The sequence below is a fragment of the Bilifractor porci genome, from assembly GCF_009696005.1.
GTDB lineage: Bacteria > Bacillota > Clostridia > Lachnospirales > Lachnospiraceae > Bilifractor > Bilifractor porci.
Genome location: NZ_VUMV01000001.1, coordinates 187,733 through 207,786, shown reverse-complemented (window position 1 = coordinate 207,786; position 20,054 = coordinate 187,733). Strand labels below are relative to the sequence as shown.

The 20,054-nt window shown below is 51.6% G+C and carries 15 protein-coding genes; 10 read left to right on the top strand and 5 right to left on the bottom strand.

The window, feature by feature from the left end; genetic code table 11:
* The first annotated feature begins 170 nt into the window (after positions 1-170).
* The 5 genes from alaS (at position 171) to scpB (ending at position 5,706) form a co-directional block, all read left to right on the top strand.
* Positions 171-2,897, top strand: a complete 2,727-nt coding sequence (gene alaS, locus FYJ60_RS00910) for an alanine--tRNA ligase (RefSeq protein ID WP_154456710.1) — start codon at positions 171-173, stop codon at positions 2,895-2,897.
* A 127-nt stretch (positions 2,898-3,024) separates the two neighbouring features.
* On the top strand, positions 3,025-3,201 hold the full coding sequence (rpsU, locus tag FYJ60_RS00905; RefSeq protein WP_004602251.1) for a 30S ribosomal protein S21: 177 nt from the start codon (positions 3,025-3,027) through the stop codon (positions 3,199-3,201).
* Between the two features lie 96 nt (positions 3,202-3,297).
* Entirely contained in the window at positions 3,298-4,107 is an 810-nt protein-coding gene (locus FYJ60_RS00900) for a metallophosphoesterase (RefSeq protein ID WP_154456709.1), read from the top strand.
* A 3-nt stretch (positions 4,108-4,110) separates the two neighbouring features.
* On the top strand, positions 4,111-4,902 hold the full coding sequence (locus FYJ60_RS00895) for a segregation and condensation protein A (protein ID WP_154456708.1): 792 nt from the start codon (positions 4,111-4,113) through the stop codon (positions 4,900-4,902).
* A gap of 261 nt (positions 4,903-5,163) precedes the next feature.
* Positions 5,164-5,706, top strand: coding sequence for an SMC-Scp complex subunit ScpB (gene scpB / locus FYJ60_RS00890; protein WP_334296173.1), 543 nt, complete (start codon positions 5,164-5,166; stop codon positions 5,704-5,706).
* Positions 5,707-5,907: 201 nt separating this feature from the next.
* On the opposite strand, the gene FYJ60_RS00885 is transcribed toward scpB, so the two are convergent.
* From FYJ60_RS00885 to FYJ60_RS00875, 3 genes are read right to left on the bottom strand one after another with little or no spacing between them, the layout of a single operon-like run.
* Positions 5,908-7,806 (bottom strand): extracellular solute-binding protein, encoded by a 1,899-nt coding sequence (locus tag FYJ60_RS00885; RefSeq protein WP_154456707.1) that lies wholly within the window; start codon positions 7,804-7,806, stop codon positions 5,908-5,910.
* Positions 7,803-8,627: an ABC transporter permease gene (locus tag FYJ60_RS00880; protein WP_154456706.1), complete on the bottom strand. Its 825-nt coding sequence runs from the start codon at positions 8,625-8,627 to the stop codon at positions 7,803-7,805. The genes FYJ60_RS00885 and FYJ60_RS00880 overlap by 4 nt, the downstream gene beginning before the upstream one ends.
* Positions 8,617-9,690 (bottom strand): ABC transporter ATP-binding protein, encoded by a 1,074-nt coding sequence (locus FYJ60_RS00875; RefSeq protein ID WP_154456705.1) that lies wholly within the window; start codon positions 9,688-9,690, stop codon positions 8,617-8,619. The genes FYJ60_RS00880 and FYJ60_RS00875 overlap by 11 nt, the downstream gene beginning before the upstream one ends.
* Positions 9,691-10,097: 407 nt before the next feature.
* On the opposite strand from FYJ60_RS00875, the gene FYJ60_RS00870 reads away from it, so the two are divergent.
* The 5 genes from FYJ60_RS00870 to FYJ60_RS00850 all read left to right on the top strand — a co-directional run bounded on the left by FYJ60_RS00870 (position 10,098) and on the right by FYJ60_RS00850 (position 15,381).
* Positions 10,098-11,531, top strand: a complete 1,434-nt coding sequence (locus FYJ60_RS00870) for an acyl-CoA carboxylase subunit beta (protein WP_154456704.1) — start codon at positions 10,098-10,100, stop codon at positions 11,529-11,531.
* A gap of 13 nt (positions 11,532-11,544) precedes the next feature.
* Positions 11,545-12,297 carry an OadG family transporter subunit gene (locus FYJ60_RS00865; protein WP_154456703.1) on the top strand — a complete coding sequence of 251 codons (753 nt, stop codon included), beginning with the start codon at positions 11,545-11,547 and terminating at the stop codon, positions 12,295-12,297.
* Between the two features lie 15 nt (positions 12,298-12,312).
* Complete coding sequence (locus tag FYJ60_RS00860; RefSeq protein WP_154456702.1) at positions 12,313-12,711, top strand: biotin/lipoyl-containing protein; 399 nt, start codon at positions 12,313-12,315, stop codon at positions 12,709-12,711.
* 37 nt (positions 12,712-12,748) lie between these two features.
* Entirely contained in the window at positions 12,749-13,903 is a 1,155-nt protein-coding gene (locus tag FYJ60_RS00855) for a sodium ion-translocating decarboxylase subunit beta (protein WP_154456701.1), read from the top strand.
* Positions 13,904-13,983: 80 nt separating this feature from the next.
* Positions 13,984-15,381, top strand: a complete 1,398-nt coding sequence (locus tag FYJ60_RS00850; RefSeq protein ID WP_154456700.1) for an oxaloacetate decarboxylase subunit alpha — start codon at positions 13,984-13,986, stop codon at positions 15,379-15,381.
* 228 nt (positions 15,382-15,609) lie between these two features.
* On the opposite strand, the gene FYJ60_RS00845 is transcribed toward FYJ60_RS00850, so the two are convergent.
* Together FYJ60_RS00845 and FYJ60_RS00840 are read right to left on the bottom strand one after the other, a co-directional pair.
* Complete coding sequence (locus FYJ60_RS00845; RefSeq protein WP_154456699.1) at positions 15,610-18,075, bottom strand: HAD-IC family P-type ATPase; 2,466 nt, start codon at positions 18,073-18,075, stop codon at positions 15,610-15,612.
* A gap of 213 nt (positions 18,076-18,288) precedes the next feature.
* Positions 18,289-20,037: an Rqc2 family fibronectin-binding protein gene (locus FYJ60_RS00840; RefSeq protein WP_154456698.1), complete on the bottom strand. Its 1,749-nt coding sequence runs from the start codon at positions 20,035-20,037 to the stop codon at positions 18,289-18,291.
* Between the last annotated feature and the right edge of the window lie 17 nt (positions 20,038-20,054).

The window sequence follows — 20,054 nt, the reverse complement described above, 5'->3', positions numbered from 1 at the left end:
TCGGTTTTTCGGAACTGACAGGGTAATTGCAAACTGTCCGGGTTCGTGTTATTATTTTACATTGCGTGAACGGGGGTTTCTGCCGTTTCCGGCAGTCTTTCCTGTGGGGCGTGGTTACTATATCATCAGAATTTCAGCCTGTTTTCAGGCGGATAAAAAGGGAAAATATTATGGCACCAAGGAAAAAGTACGGAGTGAACGAGCTCCGGGAGATGTTTCTTCATTTTTTTGAGACAAAGGGATGTCTGCGTCTGAACAGTTTTTCGCTGATTCCGCATAACGACAATTCTCTTCTTATTATCAATTCCGGTATGGCTCCTATGAAGCCGTGGTTTACCGGACAGGAAATACCCCCCAGAAGAAGGGTAACCACCTGCCAGAAGTGCATCCGCACCGGTGATCTGGAGAATGTCGGCAAAACAGCCCGTCACGGCACCTATTTTGAGATGCTGGGTAATTTCTCCTTTGGTGATTATTTCAAAAAGGAGGCGATTCCCTGGGCATGGGAGTTTCTGACGGAAGTGGTCGGACTGGATGCGGATCGTCTCTATCCTTCTGTCTATGTGGATGACGACGAGGCCTATCAGATCTGGCTGAACGACATGCATATTCCGGCGGAGCGGATTTACAAGTTCGGCAAGGAAGATAATTTCTGGGAGCACGGGTCAGGTCCCTGCGGGCCGTGCAGCGAGATTTACTATGACCGCGGACCGGAATTCGGCAACGGGCCGGAGGATGTCATGGGCGGCGAGGGCGACCGCTTTATGGAGGTCTGGAATATTGTGTTCTCCCAGTTTAACAACGACGGACACAACCACTACACGGATCTTGCGCAGAAGAATATTGATACCGGAATGGGTCTGGAGCGTCTTGCTGTAGCGGTGCAGGAAGCGGGTTCTATTTTTGATGTGGATACCTTGAAGTCCCTGCGTGATCTTGTCTGCACCCTTGCGGGCGGAATCAGCTACGAGCAGCCGGGAACTGAGCAGACAGATGTTTCTGTCCGTATCTGTACCGATCATGCCAGAGCCATGACCTTTATGATCTCGGACGGTATTATGCCTTCCAATAACGGAAGGGGCTATGTGCTGCGCCGTATTATCCGCCGTGCGGTACGCCACGGAAGAAAGCTGGGAATCAGCGGATCCTTCCTGACAAAACTGGCGGAGAATGTGATTGCGGAATCCAGGGACGGTTATCCGGAGCTGGAGGAAAAGAGAGATTTTATTCTGAAGGTCATCCAGGCGGAAGAGGATAAGTTTGAAAAGACCTATGAGCAGGGCATGGATATTCTTCAGGAGATGGAGGACAGGCTGGAAAAGGAAGGCAGCAAAGAGCTTTCCGGAGAGGACGCGTTCCGGCTGTACGATACCTATGGTTTCCCGCTGGATAATACGAGGGAGATTCTGGAGGAGCGGGGCTTTTCCGTGGACGAGGCCGGCTTCCAGGCTGCCATGAAGCATCAGAAGGACACCGCGCGGGAGGACCGCAAGAAATCCGGAAAGTCCTCCACCTATATGGGCGCTTCGGCTACTGTTTATGAGGAGATGGATCCTTCTGTCAATTCGGCCTTTGTCGGGTATGATAAAACCGTCTCTGACAGTAAAATTGCGGCACTTGCGGCCTTTGCGTCCGAGGACGGCGAAGAGGATGCGGTTGTGCAGGCTCTTTCTGACGGACAGAAGGGTGCTGTGATCACGCTGGAGACTCCGTTCTACGGAACCATGGGCGGACAGGTCGGGGATATCGGCCGTATAGTGGTTGGCGATGACAGCGGGACGGAGGGTGCTGCCCTTGGGAAGGGAGCTGCCGTATTCCGTGTGACTGCCACAGAGCATGTGGCGGGTAATAAAATCGCGCATATCGGGTATGTGGAAAAGGGAATGCTGAAACAGGGAGATCTGGTTCACCTGGAGGTGGATGCAGGAAACCGAATGGCAATCTGCCGGAACCACAGTGCGACTCACCTTCTTCAGAAAGCGCTGCGAGAGGTGCTGGGTACCCATGTAGAGCAGGCGGGTTCCTATCAGGACGCAGGACGCACAAGGTTTGATTTCAGCCACTTCCAGGCGATGACCTCGGAAGAGATCAAAAAGACAGAGGATCTGGTCAATAAAGAGATTCTGGAAGGGTTGGATGTCGTAACAGAGGTTATGACGCTGGAAGAAGCCCGCAAGACAGGCGCGATGGCTCTGTTTGGAGAGAAGTACGGCGACATGGTACGGGTTGTCCGCATGGGAGATTTCTCCACAGAGCTGTGCGGCGGTACGCATGTAAAGAATACCAGCCAGATCGGTTTTTTTAAGATTATTTCCGAGAGCGGCGTAGCTGCCGGTGTCAGAAGGATCGAGGCGCTGACGGGAGAAAATGTCCGTGCCTATTATGAGGAGCTGGAGAAAAAACTGAATGAGGCGGCGGAGCTTCTGAAAACCAGTCCGTCGGAGGTGCCGGAGCATATCGGCAGACTTCAGAAGGAACTGAAGGAGGCGCGCTCCGAGAATGAATCGCTGAAAAGCAAGGCAGCCAGGGATGCGCTGGGAGATATCATGAACAAGGTTCAGGATGTGGACGGCGTAAAGGTTCTGGCATCTGCTCTGGAGAATGTAAACATGAACGAGCTGCGCAGCCTTGGAGACGAGCTGAAACAGAAGCTTGGCGACGGAGTCATTCTTCTTGCGTCCGGAGAAAACGGGAAGGTCAGCCTGATGTGCATGGCCGGGGATGAGGCGCAGAAGAGAGGCGCGCAGGCCGGGAAAATTATCAAGGCCGCTGCGGCGATTGTCGGCGGTGGCGGCGGCGGACGTCCCAACATGGCACAGGCCGGGGGCAAGAATCCGGAGAAAATACCGGAGATGATCCAGAAGGTTCCGGGCATTGTCGCAGAGATGATCCGGTAAAAATCAATAAAAATTCCGCATTTTGATTGACATTTGCGGAAAAAATGGTATCATAAAGAAAGTGCAAAAATACCCAAACAGTTGTATTAGCACAATCCAAAACCGGAGGGAGGTTAGGTTTGGGCATATGGCTAATGTAATCGTAAAAGAAAACGAGACATTGGATAGCGCTTTACGTAGATTCAAACGCAGCTGTGCGAAAGCTGGAATCCAGCAGGAAATCCGTAAAAGAGAGCATTACGAGAAACCAAGTGTTCGTCGTAAGAAAAAATCTGAAGCTGCCAGAAAACGTAAATATAACTAAAACAAAAGCTCCGACAGGAATCTGCCGGAGCCTTTTCAATGAAAAAACGAATGAAGCAAAACCGCGCCCGGAAGCGCGGAACACAGATACAGGCTTATGAGAAGAAGGACACTCCGGACAACCAGATATCAGATTCCGCTTCGGAAAGAAGAAGTTCCCTCCGGGAAATTTCGGTTTGCATTTTTTACGGATCTGCATAATTGCTGCGGAAGGGAGGAGGCGGAGCGCCTGCTCTCTGCCCTGGAGGCGGGGAAACCGGATTTTGTCCTGTGCGGCGGGGATTCTATTGTGGCAAAGCCGGACAGACCGACAGCACCGGCGGTTGCGTTTCTGCAGGAGGTCGGAAGAAGGTTTCCTCTCTACTGCGGGACAGGAAATCACGAGTACAGGGCCAGAATTTATCCGGACACGTACCAGGACATGTACCGGGAGTTTACAGAGCCTCTCCGAAAGTCCGGTGTCACAATTCTGGAAAACTCTACGGTCTCTTTTCTCTGCCGGGATATCCCGGTTCAGATTCTGGGATTTGATCTGGACAGGTACTATTACCGAAGGCTTCATCACAGCATTCTGCCGGAAGGAGAGCTGGACAAGGCGCTCGGGCGTCCGGATTCCCACGCGGTGACGATTCTGCTGGCACATAATCCGCTGATGCTGCAGACGTATCTGAGCTGGAAGGCAGATATGACTCTTTGCGGCCACTATCACGGCGGCGTGATGCGGTTCGGCGCGCATCACGGGCTGATCAGTCCGGATTTCCGCCTTTTTCCCGGCGACGCATACGGTCTTTTTCAGCAGGAGGGAAAATACTGTATTGTCAGCTCCGGGTGCGGGGAGCACAGCATTCCCGTACGCATTCACAATCCGAGGGAGTTTGTCGTTGCAGATCTCACAGTCAGCAGGTAAGATATGGCTATTGAAGTAAAACTGCAGGCATTTGAAGGCCCTCTGGACCTTCTGCTGCATCTGATAGAAAAGAATAAAATAGATATTTACGATATTCCGATTGCCGAGATTACTGACCAGTATCTGGACTATGTACGGCAGATGGATCATGAGGATCTGGACACCACCAGCGAATTTATGCTGATGGCAGCCACGCTGATTGATATTAAATGCCGCATGCTTCTACCCCGCGAGGTGAACGAGGAGGGAGAGGAGGAAGATCCCAGGGATGAGCTGGTAAGACAGCTGCTGGAGTATAAGGAATACAAGCTGCTTTCCATGAAGCTCCGCGATTATATGGAAAACGCCGGAGATGTCGTGACGCGGAAGCAGAAGCTCCCCCGTGAGGTCGCCGCGTTCCGGCCGAAGGCAGATGTGCAGGAACTTCTGAAGGACATGACGTTAGACCGGCTTCACAGCATTTTTGAGTTTGTCCTGAAGCGTCAGGAGGATAAGATTGACCCGATCCGGAGTAAATTCGGGCATATCGAAAAGGATCCTGTATCACTTCCGGACAAACTGAACTATGTGGAAATAACCGCCAGAAGGAAGCGGAAGATTTCTTTCCGTGGGCTTCTGGAGGATCAGGACGGGAAAATGCAGGTGATCGTCACCTTTCTTGCTGTCCTGGAGCTCATGAAGCTGGGAAAAATCCGGGTGGTTCAGACGGAAACATTTGGCGACATCGAGATAGAGTCCCTGGAGGACGAAAATGACACCACCCTGGTGGGAGATTCCTATACGGAGGATCTATAAGGGCTTCCGTGTTAAAGCTGTGTTCTTTGGGGACAAGGGAATAATAATTAAACTCGCATAAACGGAAAGAACGGAACAGAAACGGGAACAGACCGGGAGGAAGGCAAATTGCAGGACATCGGTAAAGAAGAGCAGGAGACTGCGGAAACAGAGGTGTCGGAACAGGGAGTACAAGAGGTTCCGGGAACCACGCCGCAGGATGGGACGGAGCCTGTAGCAGATCGGGCGCGGAGAGATCCTTCCTGGAATGAAGAAGGAGCCATAGAAGCTATTCTGTTTGCTATGGGGGATTCCGTGGAGTTGAACCGCCTGGCTTCCGCCATCGGTCTTTCTGCCGCAGAGACAAAGAAGATACTGGATCGTCTGAAGGAAAAATACAATCGGCCGGAGTCGGGAATCCGGCTGCTGGAACTGGATTCTTCCTATCAGCTCTGTACCAAGAAGCAGTATTACGGAAATCTGATCATTCTGGCAAAACAGCCGAAGAAACCCCAGCTGACCGATGTTGTCATGGAGACGCTCTCCATTATTGCCTACAAGCAGCCGGTGACCAAGGCGGAGATTGAGAAGATCCGCGGCGTCAGTTCCGAGCATGCCATCAATAAGCTGCTGGAATACGAGCTGATCCAGGAGCTGGGACGGCTGAATATCCCCGGCAGGCCGATCCTCTTCGGAACTACCGAGAAATTTCTACGCTGCTTTGGGGTGGAATCCACCGACGAGCTTCCGGTTCTGGATGAGGTGCAGATTGAGGATTTCAAGGCAGAGGCAGAGGCTGAGCTCGATGTTCATGTTGATGTTTAACGCATATTCTTTAACACAAGATTCCTATATAAAAACTGTTTACGGTCATTGGGATAAATGATTTTATGAGTTGTATACAGTGAGAGGGGCAGACGCTTTTATACAAAAGCGGCTGCCCCTCGCTTATTAGATGAATTTACGTATTTATTCAGCACCCCAGACTCAGAACGCGCTGCGTTCCTCGTTTACATTGTTTCCATTTCAGCTTGACTTTACCTCATTCCACAAATCGTTGTATATTTCTTCGGCGTCAGCTCCCAGGTAGGAGTAGGTCTCGCAGCGCTCCAGAGTGGCATTGTCCGGGAAGGCCACCTGGCTGTTGCGGATGTCCGGATCCTCAATCAGTTCCTGCGCGGCCGTGTTGGGCGTGGAGTAGGTAATGTACTCAAAATTCTTCAGCGCAATATCCGGCCGGCAGAGAAAATTCAGAAACTTCTCCGCGTTTTCCTTGTGAGGTGCGTTTTTGGGGATGACCCAGGAGTCGATCCAGACATTGGAACCCTCATCCGGAACGACATATTCCAGGTTCGGGTTTTCCTTGGCGGTGTAAATGGCCTCGCCGGAATAGATAACGCCCAGAGCCGCCTCGTTTCCGATCATTTTATCCCGCACCTGGTCAATCACATAGGCCTGCACCAGGGGTTTCTGGGCAATCAGGAGGTTCTTGGCTTCCTGCAGCTCCTGCATGTTTGTGGTGTTGGCGGAATAGCCCAGATATTTCAGGGCGACGCAGAAGGCGTCCCGGACGGAATCCTGCATCAGGATGCTGTCTTTGTATTTGCTGTCCCATAGGATTTTCCAGCTTGTTACCGGCTCGTCCACCATAGTTTTATTGTAGAGAATTCCCATGGTTCCCCAACAGTAGGGGATAGAGTATTCGTTGGTCGGGTCGAAGGCGCGGGAGGTCTCCTGGTAGATTTCACCGATATTCGTTATGTTCGGAACATTGTCAAAATCAATTTTCTGGAGAAGGCCATTGTCGATCATTTTTTTAATCATGTAATCGGAAGGGCATACGCAGTCATAGGCGACAGCGCCAGCCTTGATTTTCGGGTACATGATTTCGTTGGTCTCGTATTCTTCATAGACGACGTGAATGCCTGTTTCCTCTTCAAACTGGGTCAGGACATCCGGGTCGATATATTCCCCCCAGTTGTAAACAATGACCTGATTCTGACCGGCCGCAACGGAGCTTCCTCCGTAGTAGATGCCGCCAGCCGCAAGGGCGGCGATTAACAGGCCAGGTACCAGACGGCCGACAACCATATGTCTGCTGAAGATCCGGCGGCGCCCGGTTTTTGCAAGATAGCGGGAATCCTTTTCCAGCTCCTCCCGGCTCTCTTTTGCCGGGGCAAGGTTGATCAGCAGGAGAAGCACCATGACGGAGACAAACAAAATGGTTGACAACGCGTAAATTTCCGGCTTAATTCCCTTTCGCACTTCGGAATAGATTTTTGTGGAGAGCGTGTCCACGCCGGGTCCCTTGGTAAAATAGGTGATGACAAAATCATCCAGGGACATGGTGAAGGAGAGAAGGAAACCGGAGGAAATTCCCGGCATAATATCCGGAAGGATGGTTTTCCGGAAGGCATAGAAGGGCGTGGCGCCAAGATCCAGCGCAGCCTCGTATACGTTCCGGTTCGTCTGCTTCATTTTCGGAAGAACACTTAAAATGACATAGGGAATGTCAAAGGTAATATGCGCCAGCAGGATGGTCGAAAAGCCCAGCCGGATCCGCAGAATGATGAACAGCAGCATTAGGGAGACGCCCATGACAATTTCGCTGTTCAGCATGGGAATGTTGGTGATGCCGGTAAAGACCGTCCGCATCTTTTTTTTCATGGCGTGTATGCCGATGGCCGCCAGTGTCCCGATCAGGGTGGCAAGCACGCTGGCCAGCAGGGCGATCACCAGTGTGGTATAGAACGCCTCCATGATCTCCTGATTCTGGAAAAGCGACCGGTACCAGGACAGGGTAAAACCGCCCCATTTTGCCCTTGACTTAGAGGAGTTAAAGGAAAGAACGATCAGCGTGGCAATGGGGGCGTACAGCAGAAACAGAATCAGAACCATATAGATTCGCTTCAGGATCTTTTTCATAGCGCGGTTCCCTCCCCGGTCTTGTCGTATTTATTTTCGACGACCATAGAAACAATGACGAACAGAAGAAGAATCATGGACATGGCGGAGCCCACGTTCCAGTTATTCAGCTGCTTGAATTCCTGCTCAATCATATTGCCGATCAGAAGAATCTTTCCTCCGCCAAGAAGGTCGGAAATAACAAAGGTAGTAAGCGACGGAATAAAGACCATCGTAACGCCGGAGATCACGCCGGGAAGGGAGAGCGGAAAGGTTACCTTCCAGAAGGTCTGGAAAGAACTGGCGCCCAGATCTCTGGCTGCGTTCACCACATCCTGGTCAAGTTTGATCAGCACGTTGTAAATGGGAAGAATCATAAACGGCAGGAAATTATAAACCATGCCGAATACGATCGCCCAGGGCGTATTGATTATTTCGAGCGGCGGCAGATTTAAGGCACCCAGGACAGTATTGATCACACCGTTCTTTTCCAGCAGGGTCTGCCAGGCAAAGGTACGCAGCAGAAAGTTCATCCACATGGGGAGGATGAAAATAAAAACGATAAAACTTTTCTGACTTACCTTCATCCCGGCCAGGATCATGGCCAGCGGATAGGCCAGCAGAATACAGATCAGGGTGCTTACAAGTGCCAGGCCGAGCGAAAGTCCCAGGGCTTTCATGACCTCCCCGGTAAAAACGTCGCCGAAATTGGCCAGGGTAAATCCGCCGGTCTCCTGCGAGGTAAAGGCGTAGAAAACGATCATAACAAGGGGGATGATGATAAAGCCGGCCGCCCATACGCCATAGGGCGCAGCCAGCCATTTTAAGCGGTTACTCTTCAACTGGTACGGCCTCCTCGTCCGTGGATTCCGGTTTGTTCATAATCTGTATATTGAAGGGATCGACATAGATGCCTACCTCTTTTCCGACCTCCTGCAGCCGTGTGCTGTGTACCAGCCAGTCGTATCCGTTTGCGTGGACTTCCATCTCATAGTGGACGCCCTTGAAAATAATATTCGTGACGCGTCCGGAAAGAATGCCTTTTTCCGGTTTGACAAGTTCCACGTCCTCCGGACGGATTACTACGTCTACGGGCTTGTTCTCTCCGAATCCGGTGTCTACGCAGTCAAACTTCACACCCAGGATTTCGACCAGCTTGTCACGGATCATCCGTCCGTCCAGAATGTTGCTGTCGCCGATGAAATCCGCCACAAAGGCGTTCTGGGGCTCATTGTAAATGTCCTCCGGTGTGCCGATCTGCTGGATATATCCCTGGTTCATGACGACAATGGTGTCGGACATGGTCAGAGCTTCCTCCTGGTCATGTGTGACGTATACAAACGTGATGCCCAGTTCGTTTTTCAGGCGCATCAGCTCATACTGCATGTCCTGCCGGAGCTTCAGATCCAGGGCTCCAAGGGGCTCGTCCAGAAGAAGAACCTTCGGCTCGTTGACAATGGCGCGGGCAATCGCGACCCTCTGCTGCTGGCCGCCGGAAAGGGCGGCAGGATAGCGGTTTTCATACCCGTCCATGTTGACAAGCTTTAAGGCATAGCGGATTTTGTCATCAATGTAGCCCTGGGGCTTGTTTTTGATTTTCAGTCCGAAGGATATGTTCTCCGCCACAGACATGTGGGGGAAAAGCGCGTATTTCTGGAATACGGTATTCAGCTGTCTTTTGTTTGGGGGAAGCCCGGTAATGTCATTTCCGTTAAAAAAGACATTCCCGTGGTCGGGACGCTCAAATCCGCCAAGGATACGAAGCGTGGTCGTCTTGCCGCATCCGGACGGGCCCAGAAGGGTCAGAAACTCGTTTTCACGGATATAGAGATTCAGTTCGTCCAGAACCGTCACTCCGTCATAGGATTTCGAGATGTTGACAAGGTCGATCAATTTGTTTTTCAATGTCCGGCTGCTCCTTTCTTAAAGAAGGGCGCCTTTCCTCCGGAACAGTTCTGTGCTGTACCGGAAGCAGGCAGGAAATATCAGTCTGCGGGTGTCTGTTTCGGCCTTGTATCTTTGGCGGCATGTCGGTTTCTGCCTTGCATTTTCGGCCACGCATATCATAGCATGTTTTACGGTTCTGCAACATACTGAAATAACCGTATCGGTAAGGGCTAAGGCAAAATTCGGGGGATGGTAAGGAAACTGTGCATTTGTAAAAACATGTAAAATTTTTCTGCCCTGATTTATGAATTCTTTACAAAATCGGTTGAAAAATCCGGCTTAAAACGCTATATTACAATAGATGTAGATTTGGCTTTGGCTGCGGCCGGAGTTCATGCATAAATAAAAGATATGGAGGTAATGGAATGAGCAACACAACACAAAGCCCTGCCAGAGCAAGAATTACTTCCTTGCTTGACGCAAACAGCTTTGTTGAGATCGGCGCCGGGGTAACTGCCCGCAGCACAGATTTTAACATGGCTGAAAAAAAGGCACCTTCAGACGGCGTTATTACCGGATACGGTCAGATTGACGGAAATCCTGTCTATGTATACAGCCAGGATTCCAGTGTTCTCAACGGAACCATCGGTGAAATGCATGCCGGGAAGATTGTCAACATCTATCAGCTTGCTATCCGGACAGGAGCACCTGTCATCGGACTGATAGACTGTGCCGGAATGCGTCTGGAAGAGGCTGTGGACGGACTGCACGCCTTCGGACAGATTTATCAGGCGCAGGCGGATGCTTCCGGTGTAGTTCCGCAGATTGCAGGCGTTTTCGGCCTGTGCGGCGGCGGAATGGCGCTGGTTTCCGGTATGGCGGATTTTACCTATATGGAGTCCTCTGCCGCGAAAATGTTTGTAAACGCCCCGAATGCCCTGAAGGGCAATTCCGAGGACAAGTGCGATACATCCTCCGCGGAGTTTCAGGCACATGAGACCGGCATGACAGCGGGAGACGGCACAGAAGCAGAAGTTATTGCTAAAATCCGTGCCCTGATTGATGTTCTTCCCGCCAATAATGAAGATGATATGTCTTATGGGGCAACCAATGACGATCTGAACCGTCAGATCCCGGATCTTGCAGCGTGCGTGGAAGATCCTGCCCTGATGCTGCCCCGGATCAGCGATAATTCCCTCTTTATTGAAACACAGCCGGAATACGGACCGGATGTTGTGACGGCTTTCATCCGTCTGAATGGATATACGGCAGGTGTCGTGGCAAACCGCGCGGCGCGCCTTGCAGCGGACGGAAGCAGGGAATCCTTCGATAAGACCATCAGCGTCCGCGGAGCAAAGAAGGCTGCGGAGTTTGTTAAATTCTGCGACGCGTTCTCAATCCCTCTTGTCACGCTCACCAATGTCAGGGGCTTCAAGGCGACCAAATGCTCGGAGATGAACATGGCCAAGGCCGCTTCTTCTCTGGTCTACGCTTTTGCCAGCGCAACTACGCCGAAGGTTAATGTTATTACCGGCGAGGCATTTGGCAGCGCATGCGTTGCCATGAACAGCAAATCCATCGGGGCTGATCTTGTTTACGCCTGGAAGGGCGCCAAAATCGGCATGATGGACGCGAAGGAAGCCGCAAAGATTATGTACGACGGACAGGGCGGAGAGGTGATTCAGAAACAGGCCGCTGCCTACGATGCGCTTCAGAACAGCACAGATGCTGCGGCTGCCCGCGGGTACGTGGATACCATTATTGATCCGGCAGAAACCAGAAAGTACCTGATTGGCGCCCTGGACATGCTCTTTACCAAGAGACAGTTCGGTCCGGACAAAAAGCACGGCACAATCTGAAAGAGGTGGCAAAATGAAGAAAAGTTTTAAGAGAATACTGGTTCTTGCAGCCAGCCTGATTCTGGCTCTCTGCATGGCCGTTCCGGTCTTTGCGGATCTGGACCAGACCACAGCGGACAACCTGAAGTCTTCTGTCCAGCAATTCCTGGAGCAGGTGTATACGATGGACGAGGACACGCTGCAGCAGATGAAATCCAGCGGCGGATTCTACGAGGTTTTCTATGACTCCTGGGAGGAGTCCAGGGACGAGGTAGGAGAAGTACAGTCTGTTGAGGTAAAGGATGTAAAAGAGGCCAAGGACGGAACCATCACAGTCACCTCCGAGGTACAGTTTGCAAAGCGGAGCGCGGAAGTCCTGGTATATTTTGATGGCAGCACCATGCAGCCAACCAATTATGAGATGAATATCAGCTACACCCTTGGAGAGAAGCTGGAGCAGGCGGCGCAGAATATGGCGGTCGGACTGATTGTCGTATTTGCGATTCTTATTTTCCTTACGCTTGTTATTTACCTGTTCCGGTTTATCCCGCATGGTGACAAATCAAAAAAAGCGCAGTCTGATTTAGAGGCGCCTGCTGCTCCGGCATCCAGACCGGCAGCCGCGAAGGCGTCGGCAGCCACTGCCGCAGGCAGAGAATCAGATGACGAGCTAGTGGCTGTTATGGCTGCGGCAATCGCCGCCGCTATGGAGGAAGCACCCGTTGAGGGCGGCTATGTGGTCCGCTCAATCCGCCGTGTAGGCACCAGAGGATGGAAGAGAGTTTAGGAGGATACTGGAATTATGAAAAACTATACAATCACCGTGAATGGAAAAGTATATCAGGTAACTGTTGAAGAAGGAACGACTGCAGGCGCTGTGCAGCAGGCCGCTCCTGCTCCTGCTCCTGCACCCGTGGCGGCTCCGGCGGCAGCTCCCGCACCTGCGGCGGCTCCTGCGGCAGCTCCGGCTTCTTCCGGAAATCAGGGCGGCGTTGCGATTACAGCCTCCGTACCCGGAAAGATTATCCGTGTGGATGCTCCGGTCGGAACCTCTGTAAAGGCTGGAGACAGCGTAGTTGTCCTGGAAGCCATGAAGATGGAAATCCCTGTCGTTGCTCCGCAGGACGGAACCATTGCCTCTATTGAGGTTGCCGCAGGGGATGCGGTGGAATCCGGCGACGTACTGGCTACCATGGACTGAGCTCCGACACTGAAATCCAATAACCGGAGGTAAAAAAATGATTTTAACGACATTGTCGAATCTGATTCATCAGACGGCATTCTTTAACATAACATGGGGCAACTTCGTCATGATCGCGGTTGCTTTCCTGTTTTTATACCTGGCAATCAAACATGATTTTGAGCCGCTGCTTCTGGTTCCGATTGCCTTTGGTATGCTTCTTGTAAACATTTATCCGGATATTATCGCAGCTCCCACCGTGGACGCAGCCGGGATTTCCCATGCCGGCGGATTGCTTTACTATTTCTACACACTGGATGAGTGGTCTATTCTTCCGTCCCTGATCTTTATGGGCGTCGGAGCCATGACCGATTTCGGCCCGCTGATCGCAAATCCGATTTCCTTCCTGATGGGCGCAGCTGCGCAGCTGGGTATCTATGTCGCTTATTTCCTTGCCATTCTCATGGGCTTTAACGGAAAGGCCGCGGCGGCGATTTCTATTATCGGAGGAGCGGACGGACCGACGTCTATCTTCCTCTGCGGAAAGCTGGGACAGACGGCGCTGATGGGACCGATTGCGGTAGCCGCGTATTCCTATATGTCCCTGGTTCCGATTATCCAGCCCCCGATCATGAAACTCTGCACAACTGAAAAAGAGCGGAAGATCAAGATGGCGCAGCTGCGTCCGGTTTCCAAGCTGGAGAAGATCCTGTTCCCGATCATCATTACGGTTGTTGTCTGCCTGATTCTGCCGACAACCGCTCCGCTGGTAGGTATGCTGATGCTTGGAAACCTGTTCCGTGAGAGCGGCGTCGTGAAGCAGCTGACGGAAACCGCTTCCAACGCACTGATGTATATTGTTGTTATCCTTCTGGGTACATCCGTTGGTGCTACCACCAGCGCGGAGGCATTCCTGAATGTAACAACACTGAAAATTGTCGCTCTCGGTCTGGTTGCCTTTATGTTCGGAACCTTCGGAGGCGTCATGCTTGGCAAGCTGTTATGCGTTGTCACGCACGGGAAGATTAATCCGCTGATTGGTTCCGCCGGTGTTTCCGCGGTACCGATGGCAGCCCGTGTCTCTCAGAAGGTCGGCGCGGAGGCTGATCCTACCAACTTCCTTCTGATGAACGCGATGGGACCGAATGTCGCGGGCGTTATCGGTACGGCCGTAGCGGCAGGTACCTTTATGGCCGTGTTTGGAGTGAAATAAACGGTCTGCCTTTTGGCGGAATCTTTGCCGGCTCTGCCGGCTGCATCAGTTGTCAGACATTTTTAGAAGGGAGATAACAAATGGGTGTAAAAATTATGGAAACCATCCTCAGGGATGCACACCAGTCCCTGATTGCGACTCGTATGCCGACTGAGGAAATGCTTCCGATTGTAGATACCATGGATCAGGTCGGATATCACGCAGTAGAGTGCTGGGGAGGAGCTACCTTTGATTCCTGCCTGCGTTTCCTGCACGAAGATCCGTGGGATCGTCTTCGCAAATTAAGGGACGGCTTCAAGCACACAAAGCTTCAGATGCTGTTCCGCGGCCAGAATATCCTGGGATATAAGCCTTATGCCGACGACGTCGTAGAGTATTTTGTTCAGAAATCCGTTGCCAACGGGATTGACATCATCCGTATTTTCGACTGCATGAACGATCTGCGAAACCTGCAGACCTGCGTAGATGCCGCAAAGAAGGAGAAGGGCGCGGAGGCGCAGGTAGCCCTGTCCTATACCCTGGGAGATTCCTACACACTGGAGTACTGGACTTCCAAGGCAAAAGCCATTGAGGAAATGGGGGCAGATTCCATCTGCATCAAGGATATGGCCGGCCTTCTGATGCCCTACCAGGCAACAGAGCTGGTCAAGGCTCTGAAAGAGACCACAAGCCTTCCCATCGAGCTGCACACACACTATACCTCCGGCGTGGCTTCCATGACCTATCTGAAGGCGGTAGAGGCAGGTGTGGATATTATTGATACTGCGATTTCCCCGTTCGCTCTGGGAACCTCCCAGCCCGCGACAGAGGTTATGGTTCAGACCTTCAAGGGCACGCCGTACGATACCGGACTGGACATGACCCTTCTGGAGAAGATTGCGGATTATTTCCGTCCGTACCGCGATGAATGCCTGGAGAATGGACTTCTGAACCCGAAGAACATGGGCGTGAATATCAAGACTCTGGTATACCAGGTTCCGGGCGGAATGCTCTCCAACCTGACCAGCCAGCTGAAACAGCAGCACGCGGAAGATAAGTTCTACGATGTTCTGGAAGAAGTTCCGAATGTAAGAAAAGACCTTGGAAATCCTCCGCTGGTAACTCCGTCCTCACAGATCGTCGGAACTCAGGCTGTGTTCAATGTTATCATGGGCGAGCGTTACAAGATGATCACAAAGGAAACTAAGGATGTGCTGGCAGGAAAGTACGGCGCTACCACCGATCCGGTCAATCCGGAGCTGCAGAAAAAGGCTCTTGGCGACGAGAAGCCGATTACCTACAGACCGGCGGACGATCTGAAGCCGCAGCTGCCTGAGATGGAGAAAGAGGCCGCTCCTTACAAGAAACAGGATGAGGATGTTCTTTCCTACGCCCTGTTCCCGCAGGTGGCGGTAGACTACTTCAAGTACAGAGATGCCCAGGACACAGGCGTGGACGCCACAAAGGCAGACAAGGAAAACAAGGCTTACCCTGTGTAAACGAACGGCTTTGATCTGCGTTCATCAGAATTAGAGTTGATTTGAATTCTGAGTTCTTTTGAACAGAGATAAGAAGATTTTAAATAGAAGGGCTCCTGAACGTTAACGTTCAGGAGCCTTTTTCGTCGGTATTTGTTATGAGTTTATGTAAGAATTCCTGATGTGTGCTTCTCATCTGACAAGCCCGGACAGGACCGATTCATACAGCATCTTTTCATGCGGCATGATTCAGACATCCTCCTGTCGCATCTTCCTGCGCGCATTTCGCGCGAACGCGTCCTTGGCCTTATTGTAGAGGATATTGATCTTGCGTACCAGACGGATCAGGTAGCGCAGAATCGGCTCGGTTGTGATGGAGAACACCACAAACAGCATGATGCAACGCATGGACATTCCGGTAATTCCGAACAGATCCCGCAGAAATACCAGACAGAAGACCATCCCGGCCATACAGATCCAGATGATGATGTACTTGTAGATATTCATCGGCTTGATAATTTCATGCAGAATCATAAAGCCGACGATTGCCATCAGGATGGCACAGGCAGTCGAAATATCCACAGAGCTTACGTCGAAAACTTCTCCGAACACAACCAGGGACGCGACAACAATAAAGTCTGTCAGGGCTGCGGGCATGGCGCGCAGAAGCACGTTGTTCATAAATTTTCCGCGGATCAGATCCTGGTTCGGCAGCTGGGAGAGCAGAAAACCGGGAAGACCGATGGTAAACATACTGATCAGTGAAATCTGCGAGGGTTTCAGCGGATAGCTGAAGCCTACGGCTATGGAGAAAATTGCCAGCAGCAGGGAGAAGATGTTCTTGGTAAGAAACAGGCTTCCGGATCTCTCCATGTTGTTGACAACCTGGCGTCCTTCCATGACAATTTCCGGCATGTGGCCGAAATCATTATCCAGCAGGACCAGCTGTGAGGCCTGGGCCGCGGCATCACTGCCGGCAGCCATGGCGACCGAGCAGTCTGCGTCCTTCAGGGCAAGGACGTCGTTGACGCCGTCTCCGGTCATGGCGACGGTGTGGCCTGTCTCTTTCAGCGCGTGAACAAACTGCCGTTTCTGCGCCGGTGTGACGCGGCCGAACACCGTGTATTTATTGACTGCTTCCCGCAGAACCTCCGGCGTTTCCAGGGTGGAAGCGTCGATGTACTGATCCGCGTTGGCAATGCCGGCCTGGGTTGCCACCTCGGAAACGGTAACCGGGTTATCCCCGGAAATCACCTTGATGGCAACTCCCTGTTTGGCAAAGAAACGGAAGGTTTTGTCCGCGTCCTTCCGGATTTTATTTGCCACAACGATCAGCGCGTAGGGGGTAACCCTGCCGGTAAGGGCGGTTCCGTCCGGTGTTCCCTCGTATTTTCCGAACACCAGAACACGGTAGCCCTTTTTTCCCTGTTCCTCTATGGCCTCCCGGTAGGTGTCGTAATCCTGGCGGAGAATAAATTCCGGCGCGCCCAGCACATAGCTTCCTCCCGAAAAACTAACGGAGCTGTATTTATAGGCGGACGAAAAGCCGGTGACGCCGGTGGGGACAGAACCGGAAGTATTGGTAAAAAACGCCTTCATGGCTTCCATGGTAATGTTGTCCGCCTGCTGTGCGGAAGCAAAATCCCCCAGAAGCTCATCCAGCGGAAGGGCAGGAGAGTCCGTTTCATAGGGCGGAAGCTTGATCACCTCCTGCACAAGCATCTTATTTTCCGTGATGGTTCCGGTCTTATCCACGCAGAGAACATTGACCCTTGCAAGGGTTTCAATGCATTTCATATCATGAACCAGAACGTTTTTGGTGGACAGCCGGATAAAGCTCACCGCCAGTGTCACGCTGGACAGCAGGTAAAGCCCTTCCGGTATCATCCCGATGACGGCGGCGACCATGGAAGTCACGCTGTCCTTCAGCGTGTTTTCCTGCTGAAAATAGCCCTGATAGAAGAGCAGGATGCCAATCGGGACGATCATAATTCCGGCAAACATAACGATATGGTTCAGGGAGCGGATCATTTCCGACTGCTCGCCCTCCCTGGATGCCTTTGCCTGGATGGTCAGCTTATTGATATAGGAATCCGCACCTACCTTTTCCAGTCTGGCATAGCAGGTTCCGGAAACAATAAAGGAACCGGACATCAGGTGGTCTCCCGGATTTTTCCGGATCTCGTCCGACTCACCGGTCAGCAGGGATTCATTGACGGCGACAGAGCCCTCCACTACAACGGCGTCAGCCGGTATCTGGTTTCCGGCGTGAAACACGACAATGTCGTTCAGAACCAGGTGTTCCGCGGCGATTGTTTTTTCTTTTCCATTCCGGACGACCGTCGCCTTGGGGGCGTTCAGGACCGTCAGGTTATCCAGTACATTTTTCGCGCGCAGCTCCTGGATAATGCCGATCAGCGAGTTTGCGATGATAATCGGGAGAAAAGAGAGATCCTTAAAGGATTTCACCAGAATCAGCAGGATGGAAATCAGCAGAAAAATTCCGTTGAAATAGGTCAGGACATTGCTTTTTATAATATCTTTTGTCGATTTGGAGGGCGCTTCAACCGAAACGTTTCCCCACCCGTTTTTCCGATAATAAACAACCTGCTCTTTTGTCAGGCCGGTGTGATAATCCGCCTGAATTTCGTCTACCGGATGCCGTTCGGGCATGGTCGGATTCAGAATAGCTTTTTTTCTGCGCCTGGAAGGCATAATGTACACTCCCCTTTGTATTCCTTCGTGACATTTTTTATGAAAAGCCCGATTTTATCGGACAAAACTGCGATTGTACACTGGCAGTATGTAAACCTAATCATACCAGATCAGCAATAAAAATAAATAAAAATATGATGAAATATTTGTTACTTTTACATGTGGTTTACATGTGATTAAATATCCGATACCTGTTTCATGCAGAATCGGAGGCTATTGATCCGCCTCCCGGATTCCGGAAATATCCGGTCTGCTCATCATGGAGTAGTTGGTGTAATACACGACAAATCCGGGCTTTCCTCCGGTCGGCTTTTTCAGGTTTTTGCGAAGGGTATAGTCAATTTCTACCTTGGGCGCGTTTTTTCCTTTGGAATAGTAAGCGGCAAGTCTGCCAGCCTCCTCAAAGGTACGGTCCGGAAGTTCTTTCCCCATGGTTTTTACAATAACGTGGGAGCCCGGCATATCGTTGGCGTGGAACCACCAGTCCCCGCCGGAGGCAATATGGAAGGAAACTTCTTCATTCTGATAATTGTTTTTTCCAACATACATATCAAATCCGTCGGAAGAGATGTAGTGGAGAGGAGAGGAAACAGGCCTGTTTCCCTTCTTTTTTCCTTGTGCATGACGGCGTATGTAGCCGGAATCCTCCAGTTCCTGGCGGATCTGTCCGAGATCACTTTCTGTTCGCGCAAGATCCAGTGAGGTAAGAATACTTTCCAGGTGAAGAATTGTTTCCTGTGTTTCCTTCATCCTGCTGCCCAGAGCTTCTGCCGTGCGCTTCAGCTTCCCGTATCGGTCAAAATAATGCTGCGCGTTCTCGCGTGCGCTTTTTGTCGGGTCCAAGGGGATTCGCACCATTTTTCCGGTGTTGTAGTCCTCCGCCTCCAGGACATCCGCGCCCTCCGCAAGCGTATAGCCATAGGTATTCAGCAGTTCGCCGTAGATTCTGTATTTATCCCGTTTCTCGGTGTCCTTCCTCTGCTTTTCCTGAAGATTCAGCGTGCGGACATTCCTCTCCAGGACGGTGTTCACAACTTTTCGCAGGTCTGTGGATTTCTGGCGGATTCTGTTCACGCGGTCTCTTTCTTCATAATAAGACTGCAGAAGAGCGGACATAGAAGGACAGGAAACCTCCCTCATATCCTTGAACTGAAGCATCCGGAAAGCGGAAAATTCAACGGGACTGTCGTTTTTGTCATAGTAAACAGCTGGTTCAAAATTTCCTTCCCGCACATCCTCCATGAGCCGCGCAAAAGTATGGTACAGATGTGTCTTGGCCGGGGCATCCAGGGCTTCCGCAGAGAAACCTCCGTCCAGTGATGCCCGGACGCAAACCTCTTCTGCCATAACATAGGAAAAGCCGGTAAAAGCGCCGGCGATGGCCTTTGCCAGAGGCAGGGGCTTTTCAAAAACCGCGGAGGCAAAATCTTCCTCTGGGATGGAGAGGGGGTCGCATTTGTTCTGGGTTTCCGGGATAAAGTAATTTCTTCCCGGCAAGACTTCCCGTACCGAACTTGTGCGGAAGCTGACATGCCGGGCAGAATCCAGAATGGTGTCGGCATCGTCGGTGAGAATCAGGTTGCTGTATTTCCCCATTAGCTCCAGAATCAGGCGGTACTGCTTCATGTCCCCAAGCTCGTCGCGGTGCTCCACGCGAAAATTAAGCACCCGCTCCAGACCGGGCTGTTCCACTGAGAGAATTTTTCCGCCCCCGATGTATTTGCGCAGCAGCATGCAGAAATTCGGCGCTGTCAAAGGTGCAGTCTGATTCTTTTTTGTCAGGTAGGCAAGCGGGAGGGCGGCGCTGGCAGAAAGAAGCAGCCGGTATTGTTTTCCGTTATTTTTTACTGTAAGCAGAAGCGCGTCCGGCTCCGGCTGAATAATTTTAGATAGATACCCGCCCGAAAGCGCATCTGAGAATTCCTTCCGCAGACAGGCGACCGTAAAACCATCAAAAGCCATTCTTTATTCCTCTTTCC

Excerpts from the sequence above, each read along its gene's own strand:
- alaS (WP_154456710.1), top strand. The coding sequence starts at position 171 with ATGGCACCAAGGAAAAAGTACGGAGTGAACGAGCTCCGGGAGATGTTT.
- rpsU (WP_004602251.1), top strand. The coding sequence starts at position 3,025 with ATGGCTAATGTAATCGTAAAAGAAAACGAGACATTGGATAGCGCTTTA.
- FYJ60_RS00900 (WP_154456709.1), top strand. The coding sequence starts at position 3,298 with ATGAGAAGAAGGACACTCCGGACAACCAGATATCAGATTCCGCTTCGG.
- FYJ60_RS00895 (WP_154456708.1), top strand. The coding sequence starts at position 4,111 with ATGGCTATTGAAGTAAAACTGCAGGCATTTGAAGGCCCTCTGGACCTT.
- FYJ60_RS00885 (WP_154456707.1), bottom strand. The coding sequence starts at position 7,806 with ATGAAAAAGATCCTGAAGCGAATCTATATGGTTCTGATTCTGTTTCTG.
- FYJ60_RS00870 (WP_154456704.1), top strand. The coding sequence starts at position 10,098 with ATGAGCAACACAACACAAAGCCCTGCCAGAGCAAGAATTACTTCCTTG.
- FYJ60_RS00865 (WP_154456703.1), top strand. The coding sequence starts at position 11,545 with ATGAAGAAAAGTTTTAAGAGAATACTGGTTCTTGCAGCCAGCCTGATT.
- FYJ60_RS00860 (WP_154456702.1), top strand. The coding sequence starts at position 12,313 with ATGAAAAACTATACAATCACCGTGAATGGAAAAGTATATCAGGTAACT.
- FYJ60_RS00855 (WP_154456701.1), top strand. The coding sequence starts at position 12,749 with ATGATTTTAACGACATTGTCGAATCTGATTCATCAGACGGCATTCTTT.
- FYJ60_RS00850 (WP_154456700.1), top strand. The coding sequence starts at position 13,984 with ATGGGTGTAAAAATTATGGAAACCATCCTCAGGGATGCACACCAGTCC.
- FYJ60_RS00845 (WP_154456699.1), bottom strand. The coding sequence starts at position 18,075 with ATGCCTTCCAGGCGCAGAAAAAAAGCTATTCTGAATCCGACCATGCCC.
- FYJ60_RS00840 (WP_154456698.1), bottom strand. The coding sequence starts at position 20,037 with ATGGCTTTTGATGGTTTTACGGTCGCCTGTCTGCGGAAGGAATTCTCA.